General features: G+C 51.7%; 16 protein-coding genes. 6 read left to right on the top strand and 10 right to left on the bottom strand.

Annotation, left to right across the window (positions count from 1 at the left end; all coding sequences use genetic code 11):
- Positions 1–61: 61 nt before the first annotated feature.
- From AC2FI8_RS09420 to AC2FI8_RS09380, 9 genes are all read right to left on the bottom strand, one after another.
- Entirely contained in the window at positions 62–562 is a 501-nt protein-coding gene (locus AC2FI8_RS09420; RefSeq protein WP_496769130.1) for a hypothetical protein, read from the bottom strand.
- Between the two features lie 413 nt (positions 563–975).
- A complete protein-coding gene (locus AC2FI8_RS09415; RefSeq protein ID WP_496778714.1) occupies positions 976–1,674 on the bottom strand; it encodes a hypothetical protein in 699 nt (232 codons plus the stop codon).
- 416 nt (positions 1,675–2,090) lie between these two features.
- Positions 2,091–2,708, bottom strand: coding sequence for a 3'-5' exonuclease (locus AC2FI8_RS09410; protein WP_496769156.1), 618 nt, complete (start codon positions 2,706–2,708; stop codon positions 2,091–2,093).
- Between the two features lie 509 nt (positions 2,709–3,217).
- Positions 3,218–3,871: a DUF3299 domain-containing protein gene (locus AC2FI8_RS09405; RefSeq protein ID WP_496778712.1), complete on the bottom strand. Its 654-nt coding sequence runs from the start codon at positions 3,869–3,871 to the stop codon at positions 3,218–3,220.
- Positions 3,872–3,889: 18 nt separating this feature from the next.
- Positions 3,890–5,293, bottom strand: a complete 1,404-nt coding sequence (locus AC2FI8_RS09400) for an ABC transporter permease (RefSeq protein ID WP_496778710.1) — start codon at positions 5,291–5,293, stop codon at positions 3,890–3,892.
- Positions 5,293–5,979, bottom strand: a complete 687-nt coding sequence (locus AC2FI8_RS09395) for an ABC transporter ATP-binding protein (RefSeq protein WP_496778708.1) — start codon at positions 5,977–5,979, stop codon at positions 5,293–5,295. The genes AC2FI8_RS09400 and AC2FI8_RS09395 overlap by 1 nt, the downstream gene beginning before the upstream one ends.
- A 29-nt stretch (positions 5,980–6,008) precedes the next feature.
- Complete coding sequence (locus AC2FI8_RS09390; RefSeq protein ID WP_496778706.1) at positions 6,009–7,166, bottom strand: HlyD family secretion protein; 1,158 nt, start codon at positions 7,164–7,166, stop codon at positions 6,009–6,011.
- A 34-nt stretch (positions 7,167–7,200) separates the two neighbouring features.
- On the bottom strand, positions 7,201–8,655 hold the full coding sequence (gene gntH / locus AC2FI8_RS09385; RefSeq protein WP_496724566.1) for a guanitoxin biosynthesis MBL fold metallo-hydrolase GntH: 1,455 nt from the start codon (positions 8,653–8,655) through the stop codon (positions 7,201–7,203).
- A 4-nt stretch (positions 8,656–8,659) separates the two neighbouring features.
- Positions 8,660–8,968: a hypothetical protein gene (locus tag AC2FI8_RS09380; protein ID WP_496769140.1), complete on the bottom strand. Its 309-nt coding sequence runs from the start codon at positions 8,966–8,968 to the stop codon at positions 8,660–8,662.
- A gap of 81 nt (positions 8,969–9,049) precedes the next feature.
- Between AC2FI8_RS09380 and AC2FI8_RS09375 the strand changes: the two genes are divergently transcribed.
- The 6 genes from AC2FI8_RS09375 (at position 9,050) to AC2FI8_RS09350 (ending at position 13,873) form a co-directional block, all read left to right on the top strand.
- A complete protein-coding gene (locus AC2FI8_RS09375) occupies positions 9,050–10,438 on the top strand; it encodes a tetratricopeptide repeat protein (protein ID WP_496769142.1) in 1,389 nt (462 codons plus the stop codon).
- A gap of 420 nt (positions 10,439–10,858) precedes the next feature.
- Positions 10,859–11,116 carry a YjhX family toxin gene (locus AC2FI8_RS09370; protein ID WP_496769145.1) on the top strand — a complete coding sequence of 86 codons (258 nt, stop codon included), beginning with the start codon at positions 10,859–10,861 and terminating at the stop codon, positions 11,114–11,116.
- Between the two features lie 10 nt (positions 11,117–11,126).
- A complete protein-coding gene (locus AC2FI8_RS09365; protein ID WP_496778704.1) occupies positions 11,127–11,648 on the top strand; it encodes a GNAT family N-acetyltransferase in 522 nt (173 codons plus the stop codon).
- Between the two features lie 263 nt (positions 11,649–11,911).
- Positions 11,912–12,802, top strand: a complete 891-nt coding sequence (locus AC2FI8_RS09360) for a DMT family transporter (protein WP_496778702.1) — start codon at positions 11,912–11,914, stop codon at positions 12,800–12,802.
- 43 nt (positions 12,803–12,845) lie between these two features.
- On the top strand, positions 12,846–13,178 hold the full coding sequence (locus AC2FI8_RS09355; RefSeq protein WP_496778700.1) for a protein tyrosine phosphatase family protein: 333 nt from the start codon (positions 12,846–12,848) through the stop codon (positions 13,176–13,178).
- A gap of 44 nt (positions 13,179–13,222) precedes the next feature.
- Positions 13,223–13,873, top strand: a complete 651-nt coding sequence (locus AC2FI8_RS09350; protein ID WP_496778698.1) for a glutathione S-transferase family protein — start codon at positions 13,223–13,225, stop codon at positions 13,871–13,873.
- Between the two features lie 31 nt (positions 13,874–13,904).
- Here the strand turns inward: AC2FI8_RS09350 and AC2FI8_RS09345 are convergent, their stop codons facing one another.
- Positions 13,905–14,495 (bottom strand): TetR/AcrR family transcriptional regulator, encoded by a 591-nt coding sequence (locus tag AC2FI8_RS09345; RefSeq protein WP_496723914.1) that lies wholly within the window; start codon positions 14,493–14,495, stop codon positions 13,905–13,907.
- Between the last annotated feature and the right edge of the window lie 69 nt (positions 14,496–14,564).

The following is a 14,564-nucleotide window of genomic DNA, read 5'->3' as shown; positions in this document are numbered from 1 at the left end:
CGGAGTCAACACGACTATGGTTTTTTTGCTATGTGCGAATGCAGGCAGCCTGATTGGAACCTTAGTCTGCTACGCGTCGGACGCCCGCAACTGCGTTTTCCCACCCATTATCCATCGGCGACCGCGTCGGGAAAGCGACAACGGTTTGGTCCGGGAGGCTGGAATTGCTTTCGCTTTCAAACTCGGTATACGCGCTGACCCAGAATTCCTGATCGCGCGCAGGATACCCGTTTTCGAAAACCAGCGTCGGGTGTGTGTCTCCGGCAACCGAAAACAATAGCGCCGTGTACTTTTGTGCGCCATTGGTCAAAACGATACGACCCAGTGCTCCGTCTGCCAGATTCGGCGGCGGCGCTATGCTGCTTAGCACTTTTGATGCGTATGCTTCGGCCTGACCCGACAACACAAGGCCCTGTTCGGCCGGACTGGCCAATGAAAGAGCCTGCCCACGCCACGACCATGCGGCTCCTACTTTCAAAAAAGACTGAGGCGCCGCCTCAAGTCCGTTTAACTCTGTCTGCGTCCACGAAATGGATATGCGACCGCTGTCCCCGGCTGTCATTGTATCCGCCTGTACCTTTCAACAAATCACTGCTTACTGCACCTTCTTATCAGGACAGAATCTGGCGGAAAAGAGACCGAAGTGCAGCAATCACGTAAATGTTTCCGGTGTGTCAAGTCAAACTGATACTAAAAGCGAAATTAATTCAACCTTAGATTGTTTCTGACAAATAACGACGCACTAGCCTCAAGAAATCTCAAAGCGATTCTCTACTCAAATATTTGTTTTTAAATTGCAAAATAAGCCTAGGGTATTCGCTCTTCGTGTACCACCAATTCCAAGCGGTATTTTGGAAACCATGATATTCCGGTTCATCCAATCCTATCTGGGCCTCCGATTTGAGACGTCCGATCGTTGCATTGCAGCAACTAAATTGGGCAGCGGTACCAATCTGGGCCTGCCCTTGCTTCAACTCAACAATGGGTGCCATCCGACCGCTTCAGCTTTTCCAAGTACGCGCGTTTCGCGGCCGCCACCTCTTCATCGCTCAAATTCGACCGGTTCAGGTCCACAAAATAGTCTGCGCCTCCGGCTGGCTGGACGTTCCGATTTTCACTTGTGATGAGCCTGTCGGATCTCACGTTCAGAATGGAAAGTGCCTTGATCAACGGGAAATCGTGATCGCCCAGACCAGAAACGTTGACAGATTCGACCTCGGCACGCGGTGAAACCACTTCATTCACCCGGCGCACCACCGCCTCAAGATCTGCACCCTGTTGCAACGCCCTCCCGTATTGTGACAGATCCTCGCGGATTCTGTGGCTGCGAAGGTTTTGCCAATACGTACTTCTGATCCAATCGGCCGCGTATCTGGTCGTAAACAGAAAGATAATGCGATCCCCGGCATCAGTCAGGCGCGAAACCTCATCCAACAGGGCTTTGGAAAGAACGTGCGTTTGCTCATATGACCAAACCCCTTTGCGACCGGGGATCAAACCAGCGAATTCTTCATTGCTGATCAGCAGAGGTTTGCCACTTTGGTCTGCAAACGGCTTAAGCGCCTCGCGAACGGTTGCTCCGAAATTGCGAAGGGTGCGATCCTTGGGGGCGACCGCATACCGCCGCGCAGCCAGGCTGGCTTCTTGCAAGTCATCAGGCAAAAGAACATTCACGCGATCTTTCAGGTATCCCCGATTTTTCGAGAGCGTCTTTTGCAAGGTCGTTGTGCCCGTTTTATGAAAACCTTGATGAATTACGACCTTCAAAACATAACGTCCCGTTCGTCCTTGGCCTGCGTGGTGTTGGGCTTTCAAAAAAATGCCAAACCTGCTCAACACAGGTTTGGCGCTTCTTTGGTCAGACCAATTTGAATGTAAAATGACCCATAGTTTGCCCATTTGGCAAACACTTTTGGCATGCAAATCATAGCCTTAATCGAGACCCATCTTTGAATGTTACTCTTTGGCGCCCATAAAATACACATAGCATGCACATTAAATCTAAATACTATTTCTCATGAAATTTGAGCCCTCAGTTTGAGCTGATGGTTGTTTTAATGCCTTAAGGCCCACGAAGTCGCCCTCTCGCACTACTGAAAATCAAAGACCAACTGCTGTGAGGCATTCAGCAGCCCGATTTTTCGCCCCATTGAAGCTTCTGCTTTCAAAGTAACTTCAGCAGCAGCACGTGCATCTTCTCCGGCATCATGGTGTTTGAATTGAAGCCCTAACACCTTCTTGAGATTGGCCAGACCATGCCCACCATTGCCCCTCAACTCCGGCCAGGCTTGGCGAGCGATGGTAACGCTGTCTGACCATACCGACTTCAACACTTGAAGTCCTGCAAGTCGGCACGCTGCATCAAAGGCTTTCTCATCGTAACGGCTATGTTGAATAAGCGGATTTGCTTCAAGAACCGGACGCAGGTCTGGCAGTACTTCTGCAAATTTGGGGGCGTTTTTGACAGTCGCAGCATCAATGCCATGCAATCGGGTGTTGCCTGCAGCGAATGGCGTGCAGGGATCGATGTATGCACTATAAGTTACAATTGAGCTGTCAAACCCAACAAAAGCGAGGCCAATTTGACAGATGCTCGCGATATCGTACCCGGCAGTCTCGACGTCCACAGCTATGAACCTAAGGTTGTCGCTCAGCGGTTCGACCTGATTGAAACAGGTTGGTAAAGACAAAGATGCAGCAATGGCCATGATAACGACTTTCACACGCTCACTGACTGATGCAAAGCCCGACCAGTAGCTGAGCAAAGCAGCCAGGCTTCTTTTCCTGACCACGCAGCACATGATAGCAGTCATTGGTACAGATTGTAGCGAACAGCGTAAGAGAGCCCAAACTAACGGATGCTGCGACACGCACGAAAGGCGGCTTACAAGCGCGGTATGCGATGCGATTAAGAACTCTGATCAATAGGTCAAAGAGACAACATGATCGATCAAGAGCAATGAAAAAGAGTTCTTGCTACTTATGATAAGCTGATTAACCAGCGAGGGTTGCCGGGTGTACTTGTGAACCCCGTACGCGCGGAATGGTGTGGTCACGAAATGGCGGATCGTGACAAAAAAATCGCCCTATTGATCATCAAGGAGCTTCAGAAGAGATTTGCAGCGTCACATCTGCACGAACCAAAGATCCTGATACAGGGGTGCGGTGCAAAGATTTATCCCGGTGAAGCCATAGAACGGACCTCTAGTCTGACTGATCAGTCATAGATTTCTACCGACAGCGCATCCATCGCATATGAGGTTTCGATATTTGCCTGGCCGTCCACGAAATTGAGTGACTGGGACCTGCTCAGTGCCCGCATTTCTCCGCTTATCCAGACTGGCTTATATAACTCATCGAGTTCGAAGCCTTGTTCGTATCGCACATAAACCATCTGATTGGCTGGAGGTGGTGGTGTGTGAATGCAGGCTCCAACTGTCGGAACCAGAAGGAATTCGACCGCCTTCTGGTCGACAATATCCAGGGGAAGGAGATAGCCGGGAAGGCGCACGTTCTCTCCCAAAAGGTCAAGGTTCGGTTCGCGCGCGGCAATCAACCGTTGGTTCATCACAATTTCGCGTTGTTCAAACAACCAATCTGGGTCAAGGCCTTGAGATACGAGGTCTTCGCGTATCTGAAACGCTTCGGCGCGCTTCTCGTCATCCGCAGTGTCCGCATGCAGAACCTCAATCCGATAAAGCATGGCCAACGCATTGACCTGAGAATATTCTAGGGTGGTAAAAGGATCGTGGTAGGGCCGCTCTTCAGGAAGGAGATCCTGCCAACTTATGTTGCGCGGATCCGCTGCTAGAAGAGGCCCCGCAATCGCAAGGGCGAATAAGATATTCAGAAAATGCGCAATGGTCTTCATTTCAGCGGATCCTCTTATTTAAAGCCGCACCGACAGTCCGTCTGATAGCGTCATACAGTACACCCTTAACGCAGGTATGATACTGGCAAGAAGACCAGAGCAGAAAACGAGGGCTATGAGAAGTACCTCGCGAAAACTCGGCAGGCCAACACCGATGCGAAGCCCAAAATTTGCGGCAAGAATCGGATCTATCACGAGCGTGAGAGCGCTGAGTGCGATTACTCCAAGCACGATGCCGGCCAACAACAGTAAAACGGCTTCAAGCAAGATCAGGGAAAACACGCCGACTGGTGTTGCGCCCACGGATCGAAGGATCGCAAATTCACGCCGCCGGTTGTCGAGCGAAGCAGACAACATGACCACCATGCCGATCATTACAGCCACTGCCACAGCGCCTGCCATCAGACGCAGCGCAGTCTCGGCCGTACTGGTAATCGACCAAAGCTGCAACAGCGCAACATTAGGAAGAACAGCGGTCAGTGCCTCGTCGCGATGGTCTGCCAGTTGCCGTTGAACTGAAAGCACCGCCGTTTTCTCCTTCAGCCCGGCAAAAATCGCGTTGATGGTCCCCGGTTCATGATCATGGCTATCGTGATCGTGCCCGTCAGAGGTCGTGACAGTTTGCCCCTCGTCTTCATGGCCGCTTCCGTGAGCATGACGGTCGTCATGTTCCTGATGCCCTTCTTCGTGCTCGTCAGGCTCGTCTAACTCCACATGGTCATGGTCTTCGTGTTCTCCGGCGACTTCTGGTGCTTCGATCAAAACGAATGGGTCCGCAACCTCTGTTGCAGGTTCTTCGTGCAAGGCGTCAAAACCCTCGAGTGAGACAAAAACCATTCTGTCGACGGCCGTCCCGGTATGCCCCAGCACGCCGGTCACTGTGAATGGCGCTTCGTCGTGCACATCAAAGGCAACTTCCCCTGAGCCATGGGCATTCACGATTTCAGTACCTGACGTGTACCCGAAAGCCTGAGCAACTTTTGCTCCAATCACTGCGCCATCTGGAGATTTAAACGGAACACCTTCAGCAAATATCAGTTGCCGGCCGCCACTATGACGAAAGTGGTCAAAATATTGCTCGGACGTTCCGATCACGGGATATCCTCGGTGGTTGTCACCCATCATGATTGGCACTGTCCAGCTTATCTGGGGCAGATCTTCGATCATCTCGTAGCTGTCCCAGCTGATACCAACGCCAGTTGTGCCGACACCAAAAACCGTTGCCATCAGGATCTGCACATCGTTTCCGCGTGCCGCAATGATCAGGTCGATCCCTGATGCAGAATTGGCAAAACCCGCTCGTGCCTCTGTTCGCAGTCGTTCAACCCCAACAATCAAAGCCACGCTCAAGGCAATGCTAAGAACAGTTAACGCAGCGATGAAGCGGCGATTGAGAAGGCTTTTATAACAAAGATTGAACATCACGTTTTGCCCGCGTTCAGCATCGGCAAGTCAACGCTCCGATCGAAGTGTTTTTCCAGGCTGCGATCATGGCTGACAAATAACAAACTCGCCCCTGATGCTTTGCATTCCTTCAACAACAACTGGACAAACGTGTCTTTCGCTTCCTCATCCAAAGCCGAGGTGGGTTCATCCGCCAAAACCACTTCAGGCGCCCCTATCAGAGCACGCGCCGCCGCAACGCGTTGTTGCTGCCCAACACTCAGTGCGCTGGCAGGTCGATTGATCAGCTCAGCATCCTCGAGACCCAGCTCACTTAGCAACCGTGTTGCGGTAGCTTTGGGGTCTGGCCCCGACCGATTGCGCCGTTGCGCTGAAAACCGGCAGGGCAGCAACGTGTTTTCAAGCGCACTGAGCCAAGGCAAGAGATTAAAGACCTGGAAAACAATCCCCAAATGATCCACGCGAAAACGGTCACGATCACCTCCGGCCAAAGCCCCGACATCCGTGCCTGCAACGCGAACCGCGCCTTGCGGTACATCGATCACGCCAGCAATTGCCGAAAGCAATGTGGTCTTTCCGCTGCCACTGGGGCCTTTCATAAACACACTTTCCCCGGCCTTAAGATCGAAGCTATCGACTGAGAGAACCGGGTCAGGTTGACCGGGCCACCGAAACACCAAGGATTTGAGTTCAACAGTTTTCATTGATGACACAGATGCTTTGGCTTGGTTTTTCAAAGATAATTGAGCTTTTTAGTGATCCAGAAAAGGATCTCTGCCAAAACACCAATGGCTCCGGCTTTGTCTGTCTTGACCAAAGCTGTTCCTGACGTTCCAAATTGCAAGTAATTATTGTCTGCGTCTGCAGGTAGTTCAACCAATACGATGTAGCTGGATATCCCGGCTAGTTCGCGCAATGAGGGAAGGCCTGATCTAAGATCAACAGTACCTTCGACAGTTCCGACCGGAAAATCGGAAATACGGCCGGTAATTTCTCCACCGGGTTCCGTTCTAAATGCCAGCCGGATTTCATCACCGACCGAAACATTAGCGCGACTGGATTGGGGCAGAGTTGCAATTACTGCATAGTCCCCAGGTTTGACAAAAGTTATTGCCCCTTGTAGCGGAGTGGCGCGGTTGCCTGGTCGGAGTGATACAGCCGTGACAACGCCGTTTCCCGGCGCTTTTACAACTGTTTGCTCTAAATCCCAAAGAGCTTGCGCAAGTGTCTGCTCGGCCTCCACAACACCTGCGTCACGCCCGTCGATCTTCGCGGCGATACGCCGTTCAAGGCTTGTCTTCCGGGCTTCTGCTGCGCGGATATTCGCGGTCAACTGGTCGATGGTTGAGACAGCCTCTTGCAGTTGGAACGTGGTTGAAGCCCCGCGTTCTTCCAAACGGATGATGTCATCACGACGCTGAATTCCGAAAGTCAGCTGAGCAGTCAAGGATTCAATCTCGGCCTCGGCAGCTGATAAATCTGATACCAGTTGGTCGGCAGATGACTTTGCAGTTTCCAGGACAGCTTCGAGCCGGGAAACCTCGGCTTTGAAAACCTCATTATCTATCCGGAATAGGGTCTCGCCCTTTGCGACTTCCTGGTTTGGCTCCACAACGACTTCTGTAACCGTGCCCGCCACGTTCGGAGCAATATTCGTTGAAACACCCTGAATGGATACCGGGCCAGTCGGAGTTGAGTGGTTCAGCGCACCGATGACCACCAGAGCGATAACAGCGGCTACACCGTAAACCAGAGTTTTCCAGAATCCATTCCAGGGGAGAAGGTGAAACTTGGAAAAGACCAGCCAGACTATTCCAAAGTAGAGGCCGAGTACAATTAACAAGACTTCATTCCTTCGTGATGTTTCCGGAAAATTCGAGCGACCACCCAAACTTACGAGTGATCGCCCTGTTTGTCATGATGACTTAGTTGTCACCTTGCTCTTCCAACACTTTGCGGTTGGCTTCACGATGGCGCCACGCCGCGCCCATACTCTCTTTCAGATTTTCGGGAAGCGCTTCCAGAGGAACAACAAGGTCGTCATCAACTGGCCACTCTGTCAGCAGCTCAGGATGATATCCCTCGGGATAGTACAGCTTAGGATCGATCTCCATATCGCGCACGTAGGGTTCTTGAATGTCTTCGCGCCGATGGGGTGGCTTCGGCACGATCAATTGACCATTGCTAAAGTCAAACTGCGGCGCACGTGAGTTTGGAAACTCGGGCAATATGCCTTCGCGAACCCATATCTGATCTTTGGTGACGTTCACAACGATCCCGTCAGGCGCTCCAAAGTGATAGGGGCCTTTCCAATGCTCTCGGATTTCCGCTACGGTTTCCTCGATCTGATAGGGGTCATAGCTCATGTGAGTGTTCATCAAAAGCCTGGGTTGCACCAGGTTGGCAATGTAGCCGGCCGCATAGCTGGGCGTGTGATGGGTATCGACGGTATACCGCCCGAGGAATGGCGGCACGCCTTGAACTCCGGATGAGATTTCGATGATTTCCTGCTGCTGTTCCGTGACGAAGACATCACAGCCTTTGGCAAAAGGAACATCGATCATGTTGGGTCGACCGTCACCCGTCCAGATGAAGCACATGCCATTCCAATCCATCCGGTATCCGGACGCACCGTCCTTGGCATGGCTTCTTTGCCAGTGTGTGACTTTAACCCCGTCTTCATCATAGATCACGCCACCATTGTCACGGAAATCAAATTCGTTGACTTCGATGTCCCAACCTTTGCCAACGGGAAAGACGCTGAACGCATCCCGGTGCCAGCCGGTCATCATTTTCATGCCTTCTACCATCGTTGCGGTGCCGTACTCCTTGGTGCGGCCGGATGGGCCGTGGACCGTCAACTGCTCGTGCCATCCACCTGCCCAGGTTCCGAACATCCACAGGTACGGCAGCCCACCAAAGTGGTCCACGTGCAGGTGCGTGATGAATACATCGGTAATTTCATTCAGTGCATATCCACTGGCAATGATGTTCGCTGGTGAGCCCTCACCAATGTCAAACATGAAAATCTTACCGTTACCCAGCTCAACAAGAATGGCTGTGTTCATTTGCCCAGGGCGAATGAACGGGGCAGATCCCATGAAGATAATTCTCATCTCGTTGGGCTGTACATCTTCTGTGCGTGGGAACCAGTTTGCCGCACTTTTCAACCACGGTTGAGGAGAGATGCCCTCAAAGGTCAGACCCTCTTTCCAACGTCCCATTGGGACGCCGCCAGTCAGTGCAGCCTCAATATCTTCTTGGGATGAGGGCTCCTGTACCGGAGGAGCCTGACCAAACGCATTTGTGGCGAACAATGTCGCTGCGACGGCGAGTGCGCTGAGTGACTTAATTGACTTCCTCTGTCTGTCTTGCAGCATATTTTCAGTCCTTTGTTCGAGCCTGGGTGAATATGGGAACCACTTCTGAAATGGCTTTCGGGACAATCTCTGAATTGGTGAATCGAGAGAGATGCTCGGCGATTTCCTCGGCTAGCCCGTCTAGGCTTTCGGTGACAGGATCGATCAGACATGGTGACGTCCGCTCATTGACCTTCCGGGCCCTCTCCAACTCGGTTGAGAGCAACTCGAAGTCACCGCAAAGTGCCTCGAATCCACGATGGTTCTTTCGCATAACGCGGATGCGGCTGATTTGGTCCGGAAAAGCGAGCTCTAGTAAGTTGATGTCCGTCATTGCCCTGGCGCCTAGTCCATCTCTGGGCACTAGGCTGAGGGCACATCGCGCAACGCGGAAGGGTTACACCGTGAATTTAGGGTGACATTCAAATATTCATTTGACAGTATGAGGTTGAAAATACAGAGAAACTTGAAGTTTCAGATGCCCGACAGAGAATTGACCCTTGATCCGGAACGTCACGCGACCCGTGTGAAGTACGCGCTGGACCAGGTATTGGCGAGTGACATATTTGGCAAGGCGGAACGCCTTCGGAATTTTCTGAGCTACGTTGTCGAAGAAGCCATTGCGGGTAGATCCGAGGCTATTCTTGGCAAAACAATCGCTCAGGATGTTTACTTCAAGAGTTTTGCCAGTGATGACGGCCACATCAACGTTGTTCGTGTGGATGCGGGGCGGTTACGGCGGAAACTTCAGCAGTACTATGAAACGGCAGGTGCTGGAGACGATCTGCGCATTCACATTGATAGCGGCGGCTACGCGCCTTGGTTCGAGGACCGCTCTGGTACAATTCAGAGCAATGTCGATCACACGCCATTCAGGCCAGGATTACCTTGGCGGATTGGTATCCCTGCTGTCACCATAGCGATCATTGCTCTTGCTTACGTCTTGGGCGGGCGCATGGAACAGGTTGTCGACCTCAACCCAAAGACATCCGCGCGCTCACTTGAGCGACAGGCTCTATCCGCTAAATCACCCGCTGCAGTACAGGCGTCAAATTACTGCGATCAAGCTCGGGGCCTGCTGTTTCCAATCGCAACTATCGATAACCAGATCCTGGCCAGCGACGTATTTAGAATGGCAATAAATGAGGCTCCCGATTTTTACTGTGGATATGCCGGATTGGCCCATAGTCTGGGAACCCAGGCTCTACTAACGCGAGGCGAGGAAGAGCGTGACGCGCTGATACTGTATTCAGGACAAATGGCACAGAAAGCTGTGGATATTGCGCCCTCAAACGGCTGGAGCCAATCGGCAATGGCATGGGTGTCTTACGTTTCTGGCGACTATGACAGCGCATTGGAATATTCAGCACTCGCCCAGTCGCTTCGACCCAATGACGGAAACGTTCTGGACTTTCGCGGCGTGATACTACTGGTTATGGGTCGCTTTGAAGAAGCGTATGACGTCAGCGACCCAAGCCACCCCAGAGAGATAGGAAGTCATCGGTTTGCCCACAGGAACATTCACGCGGTTGCCAGTTTTCACATCGGTGAGTTTAGGGAAGCAATCGCATCTTTGAAATTTGCGAGTGACAATGGGGACCCGGTCAGCGCGCTCTCTTTGGTTTATTTGGCGGCTGCCCATCAGAGTTTGGGTGAATTCGAAGAAGCAAAGGCAACACTAAAACAACTTAAACAGTCCTGGCCAGAGTTCAGGCCAGATCTTGTACTAGCTGTGTTTTATTCCAGTCCAGATTTATCAGAAGAGGTGATTTCAGCCTTAACGGATGCGGGATGGCGGTTTTAAGATATACCCTTTCGAGCCATGGTTGGAGACAGGCCCACGCACGTAAAGTGTGTTTTACCGCCAACACAAGCGAACATACCTTGGTAGTTTTATTGAACGCCGAAAGCGGTCATTGGAATTTGTTGTAGCTAACGGCGGAATTGTCCCGCATCTTACCAGTTTAAGCGTCGTGTAGCGAACGCCTGCTTCTCGGCAATAGATGCATTCCGCATGGTCTGTATTTACCTGAACCGATTCAGAGCCTAAGTGCTGACAGTGACTGGGGCAGCGGCCTCTCACAATGGAGATTTTGTGAAAGAGTCCCGGGCCTAACGCCCGTTCCTGCCGACGCAAATTCAGGAACACCCACACTGATAGGCACACTCATGCGCGACGCTGAGTGGCCCGTTTGTTGTACTTTCGTAAAATCGAGACATCCCAATGAACATCTCAAAGCACGAGCAACGTGTTTTGCATGAACTCGCTTTAGGCGGCGAGATAAAATTCGTGCGCGCTGACAACGGCAAGGTCAAATCCGTACAGTGCTTCACACGTTACGGCTTCGTATTCTCAGCTTGCACCTTGGACGTATTCACGCGGCTCAAGGAAAAGCGCTTCATCAAATCCATCAAAGGCGGCCAATACCGCATCACCAAACTGGGCAACACATCCGTGCGCGCCCAAATGAACCAGACTTGAGGAAACACACATGAAAAACGATGACATTGACGCCATTCTAGACGTCCACCGATTGGCATTTGGCGAGGCCGAAGGCGAAGATATAGCTCAGCTCGCCAAGAGCATCCTTGACCATCCGGAGACGATTTCGGTCAGTGCTGCACGGGACAGGAAACTCGCGGGTAATGTGCTGTTCACGCCATTTGTCTTTGCGGATCATCCCGATGCGACATGCTACCTGCTCGCACCGTGCGGCGTTGTTACAGAATACCAAGGCCATGGCGTTGGAAAAGAAAACATGGAGACTGGCATCGAGCACCTCAGGTCCATCGGAACGGACGCAGTGTTCGTGTTGGGTGTCCCGACATTCTACCCGAGATACGGCTTTGTGCCGACCCAAAAGCAGGCACCTTATCCTGAATTGATGAGAGCGGCTGATGCTTGGATGGCTCTGGAGTTGACCTCAGGTATAGTCGAAAGACTGAGCGGCCCGACAAAGGCTATCCCACAATTCATGCATCCGCATTGGTGGGATACGTCACAACACGGTTGATGTCTGCATCGCCAGCAGAACCAGGCACTCGGTTTCAATGAACGAGTGCCTGGTTCGTCCCGCGATTGAAATCAACTCCACCAAATGCCGCAATTTCCCAATTTGAATGCTATCGCCATCCAATAATACGGTTAGATCAATAATCATACCAATTAGTATGATTATTGTTGACTTGGTGCTCACGCCAACATAATCACACTTGAAAGTATGATTATGAGTGGCCGAACTTCATTTGCTGCTCCTACAACGCAAAGGATACGGCAATGTCTGAAACAACAACCGCTCAACTAGGCAAGAACCTTCGATTCAAAGGAATGTTAATCGCGCTTGTCGGTGCAGCTCTGATGAGCCTCGACCCGGTGTTCATCCGGCTTTCTGGAGTCGATGAACTTGAAACCACATTCCTTTTTGGTTTGTTTACCGCAATTTCCATGGCTGTCGTCATTCAGGTAACTGACAAACGGGGTTTGTTCAAAGTCCTGATCGAAAGCGGGTGGCCTGTGATTGTCGCTGGCATTTTGATGTTGGGCAGCAGCACTGGCCTGGTCTTCGCCATTAAGAACACCTCTGTCGTCAATACCTTCGCAATTCTCAGTGCAATACCCGCCGTTGCAGCTCTGTTTGGTTGGATTTTCTTGCGCGAACGTGTCTCCAAGCAAACGATGTTTGCGATCATCGGGGTTATTGTCGGCATTGTCGTGGTTGTTTCCGGTTCTACCGGTGGCGGTGCCAGCAGTTTATACGGCGACTTGCTTGCCCTGTTTGCCGTTGCCGTTCTGGCACTGATGCTGACATTGCTGCGCAAATTTCCGGACGTTAGCCGCATGGGCGCGGTAGGCTTCGGTGGCTTCCTCGTCGCAGTGGTCATGTTCTTCTTCACCGAACCATCCTCCTTCAGCACCAACACATGGCTGATCATGGGCGTGATGGGTCTTCTTACGGCCCCGTTTGGCCGTGTACTGTCGATGGTTGCGACTCGCTACGCCACAGCGACTGAAGTTTCGATGACCCTGATGCTGGAAACCGTTCTGGCACCAGTTTGGGCATACATTTTCTTCACTGAAGTGCCGGGTGCCAACAGTCTCGCCGGTGGCGCCATCATCTTGATCACCATCACTGCTTACACGCTGTATCTGGCGAAACAGAAGGACTGAAGCCGCAAGGTTTCAGTCCTCTTTATGATGACAGGAGTTCAAAATGGACATCAAACAGATCTCAGCCGACTTCAGCGTAAGCTCGCAAATTTTTGAGAATGACCCGACAGCCGTGAAAGACGCTGGATTCAAGGGGATCATTTGCAATCGGCCCGACGATGAGATTGCGGGGCAGCCCAGGTTTGCCGAGATAGACAAGGCAGCGAACAAACTTGGATTGGCTGCCCGCTATGTGCCCGTTCACCCCAGCGCGGTAACGAGCGAAGATGTGGCTGCATTTATCAAAGCGCTCGGAGATCTCGAAAGCCCAGTTTTGGCGTTCTGTGGGTCGGGTATGCGCTCTGCCTCACTGTGGTCCCTGCTGCACGCAAAGTAACCACTGACTGAACTTCCTGACCAATTTCAAAGCAAGAGGTGACCATGACTAAATTTGAGATTGTAGGTTATGATTTTTGCCCATTCTGCCAACCCACCTTAATCACGCTCAAGGAAAAGGGCGCTGAGTTCAAGGTTACTTACATAGAGCCCGACAAAAAGCCGAAGTGGGTGTACCAGTTATCGCCGCAGGGCGCGACGCCGTTTCTATTGGTGAACGGTAAGCCGCTATTCGAGTCTGCTGCCATGAACGAGTTCGCCAACGACGCAACCAGTGGCGACCTGCATCCCGAGGATGCGTTCCAGAGAGCGCAGAATCGCATGTGGATTGGTCGCAGCTATGATCTGCTGGATCACATCTATGAATTGAAAACCGCCAACGAACAGGTTGTGTTTGAAGTTGAAAAAGAGAAGCTGAGAGCCAAACTCTGCACGATTGACGAGGCTTTGGGCGATAACACGTATTTTAACGGGGGCGATTTCAGCCTGGTAGATACAGCGTTTGCACCTTCACTCCGAGCCATCGTGATACTGGATGAACATTTCTCGACGGGCATACTATCTGAATTACAAAACATCGCTCGGTGGTCCAACAACGTCCTAAAAAGGCCATCGGTTCGGACGTCAGTTGTTGAACACTTTGAAGCCAATTCAGTGGCAAAAATCGCTGCTAGCGAAGCGTTCGTGGTTCGCTAGCGCACGGTTAAGGCGGTGTGCGCACTGAACCCTAAGACTGATTAGAGTTAGCCAATACCATAGTGGTTGCGGCCTCCGCGAGCCGGACGATCTGCTGGTCGTTCGGCTGCCTTCTTCCAAGCAGAGCTTCATCCCGGTAGGCTGAAAGCATCGATGTATAAAGAAGTATCTCCTCGTGGGGATCGGAAATGGACAGCCGTTTTTTGAAGAAATTATATAGTGCGGCATTTGTTTCATCAGGGGCCGCTGTAAAGAAAGTCTCTATGATCTCTGGCGATTTGACACTTTCTGCGGTCAGCAACCTAAAGACACGCATTGGTTCTTCTTGGATGTGCCAGCGGATAAATCCCTCTGCGAAGCCGACTAGCGCTTGTCGCGTATCAGAATGCTCAAGATGGCGAGTGAAGTCCGCATTGCTTGATTGTCCAAGGAACTTGATAGTTGTTCCAAACAATTCGATCTTGGATGGGAAGTAGCGATAGACGGTCTGCTTCGTCACGCCTGCTAGCGAAGCTATCCTGTCCATATTGGCGGCTTCATAGCCCGCCGAAAGAAATTCTTCCCTAGCAGCGTTCAGGATGGAGACGCGCTTCGCTTCTCTCTTTTCTTCCATCTTGCCCATACTGCGGTAACCACTCCCAATATTATCATCCCCATAAGTATGATAATATTGACTCCGGAGCAAGCGCAA

Source organism: Ruegeria sp. CDSB029, assembly GCF_059611125.1.
The sequence above is the reverse complement of the archived record's forward strand: the minus strand, read 5'-3'. Positions and strand labels throughout refer to the sequence as shown.

Bases quoted from the DNA above. Each gene is read 5' to 3' on its own strand.
- AC2FI8_RS09405 (WP_496778712.1), bottom strand. From the start codon at position 3,871: ATGAAGACCATTGCGCATTTTCTGAATATCTTATTCGCCCTTGCGATT.
- AC2FI8_RS09355 (WP_496778700.1), top strand. From the start codon at position 12,846: ATGGACATCAAACAGATCTCAGCCGACTTCAGCGTAAGCTCGCAAATT.
- AC2FI8_RS09400 (WP_496778710.1), bottom strand. From the start codon at position 5,293: ATGTTCAATCTTTGTTATAAAAGCCTTCTCAATCGCCGCTTCATCGCT.
- AC2FI8_RS09345 (WP_496723914.1), bottom strand. From the start codon at position 14,495: ATGGGCAAGATGGAAGAAAAGAGAGAAGCGAAGCGCGTCTCCATCCTG.
- gntH (WP_496724566.1), bottom strand. From the start codon at position 8,655: ATGCTGCAAGACAGACAGAGGAAGTCAATTAAGTCACTCAGCGCACTC.
- AC2FI8_RS09410 (WP_496769156.1), bottom strand. From the start codon at position 2,708: ATGGCCATTGCTGCATCTTTGTCTTTACCAACCTGTTTCAATCAGGTC.
- AC2FI8_RS09420 (WP_496769130.1), bottom strand. From the start codon at position 562: ATGACAGCCGGGGACAGCGGTCGCATATCCATTTCGTGGACGCAGACA.
- AC2FI8_RS09350 (WP_496778698.1), top strand. From the start codon at position 13,223: ATGACTAAATTTGAGATTGTAGGTTATGATTTTTGCCCATTCTGCCAA.
- AC2FI8_RS09365 (WP_496778704.1), top strand. From the start codon at position 11,127: ATGAAAAACGATGACATTGACGCCATTCTAGACGTCCACCGATTGGCA.
- AC2FI8_RS09360 (WP_496778702.1), top strand. From the start codon at position 11,912: ATGTCTGAAACAACAACCGCTCAACTAGGCAAGAACCTTCGATTCAAA.
- AC2FI8_RS09380 (WP_496769140.1), bottom strand. From the start codon at position 8,968: ATGACGGACATCAACTTACTAGAGCTCGCTTTTCCGGACCAAATCAGC.
- AC2FI8_RS09370 (WP_496769145.1), top strand. From the start codon at position 10,859: ATGAACATCTCAAAGCACGAGCAACGTGTTTTGCATGAACTCGCTTTA.
- AC2FI8_RS09395 (WP_496778708.1), bottom strand. From the start codon at position 5,979: ATGAAAACTGTTGAACTCAAATCCTTGGTGTTTCGGTGGCCCGGTCAA.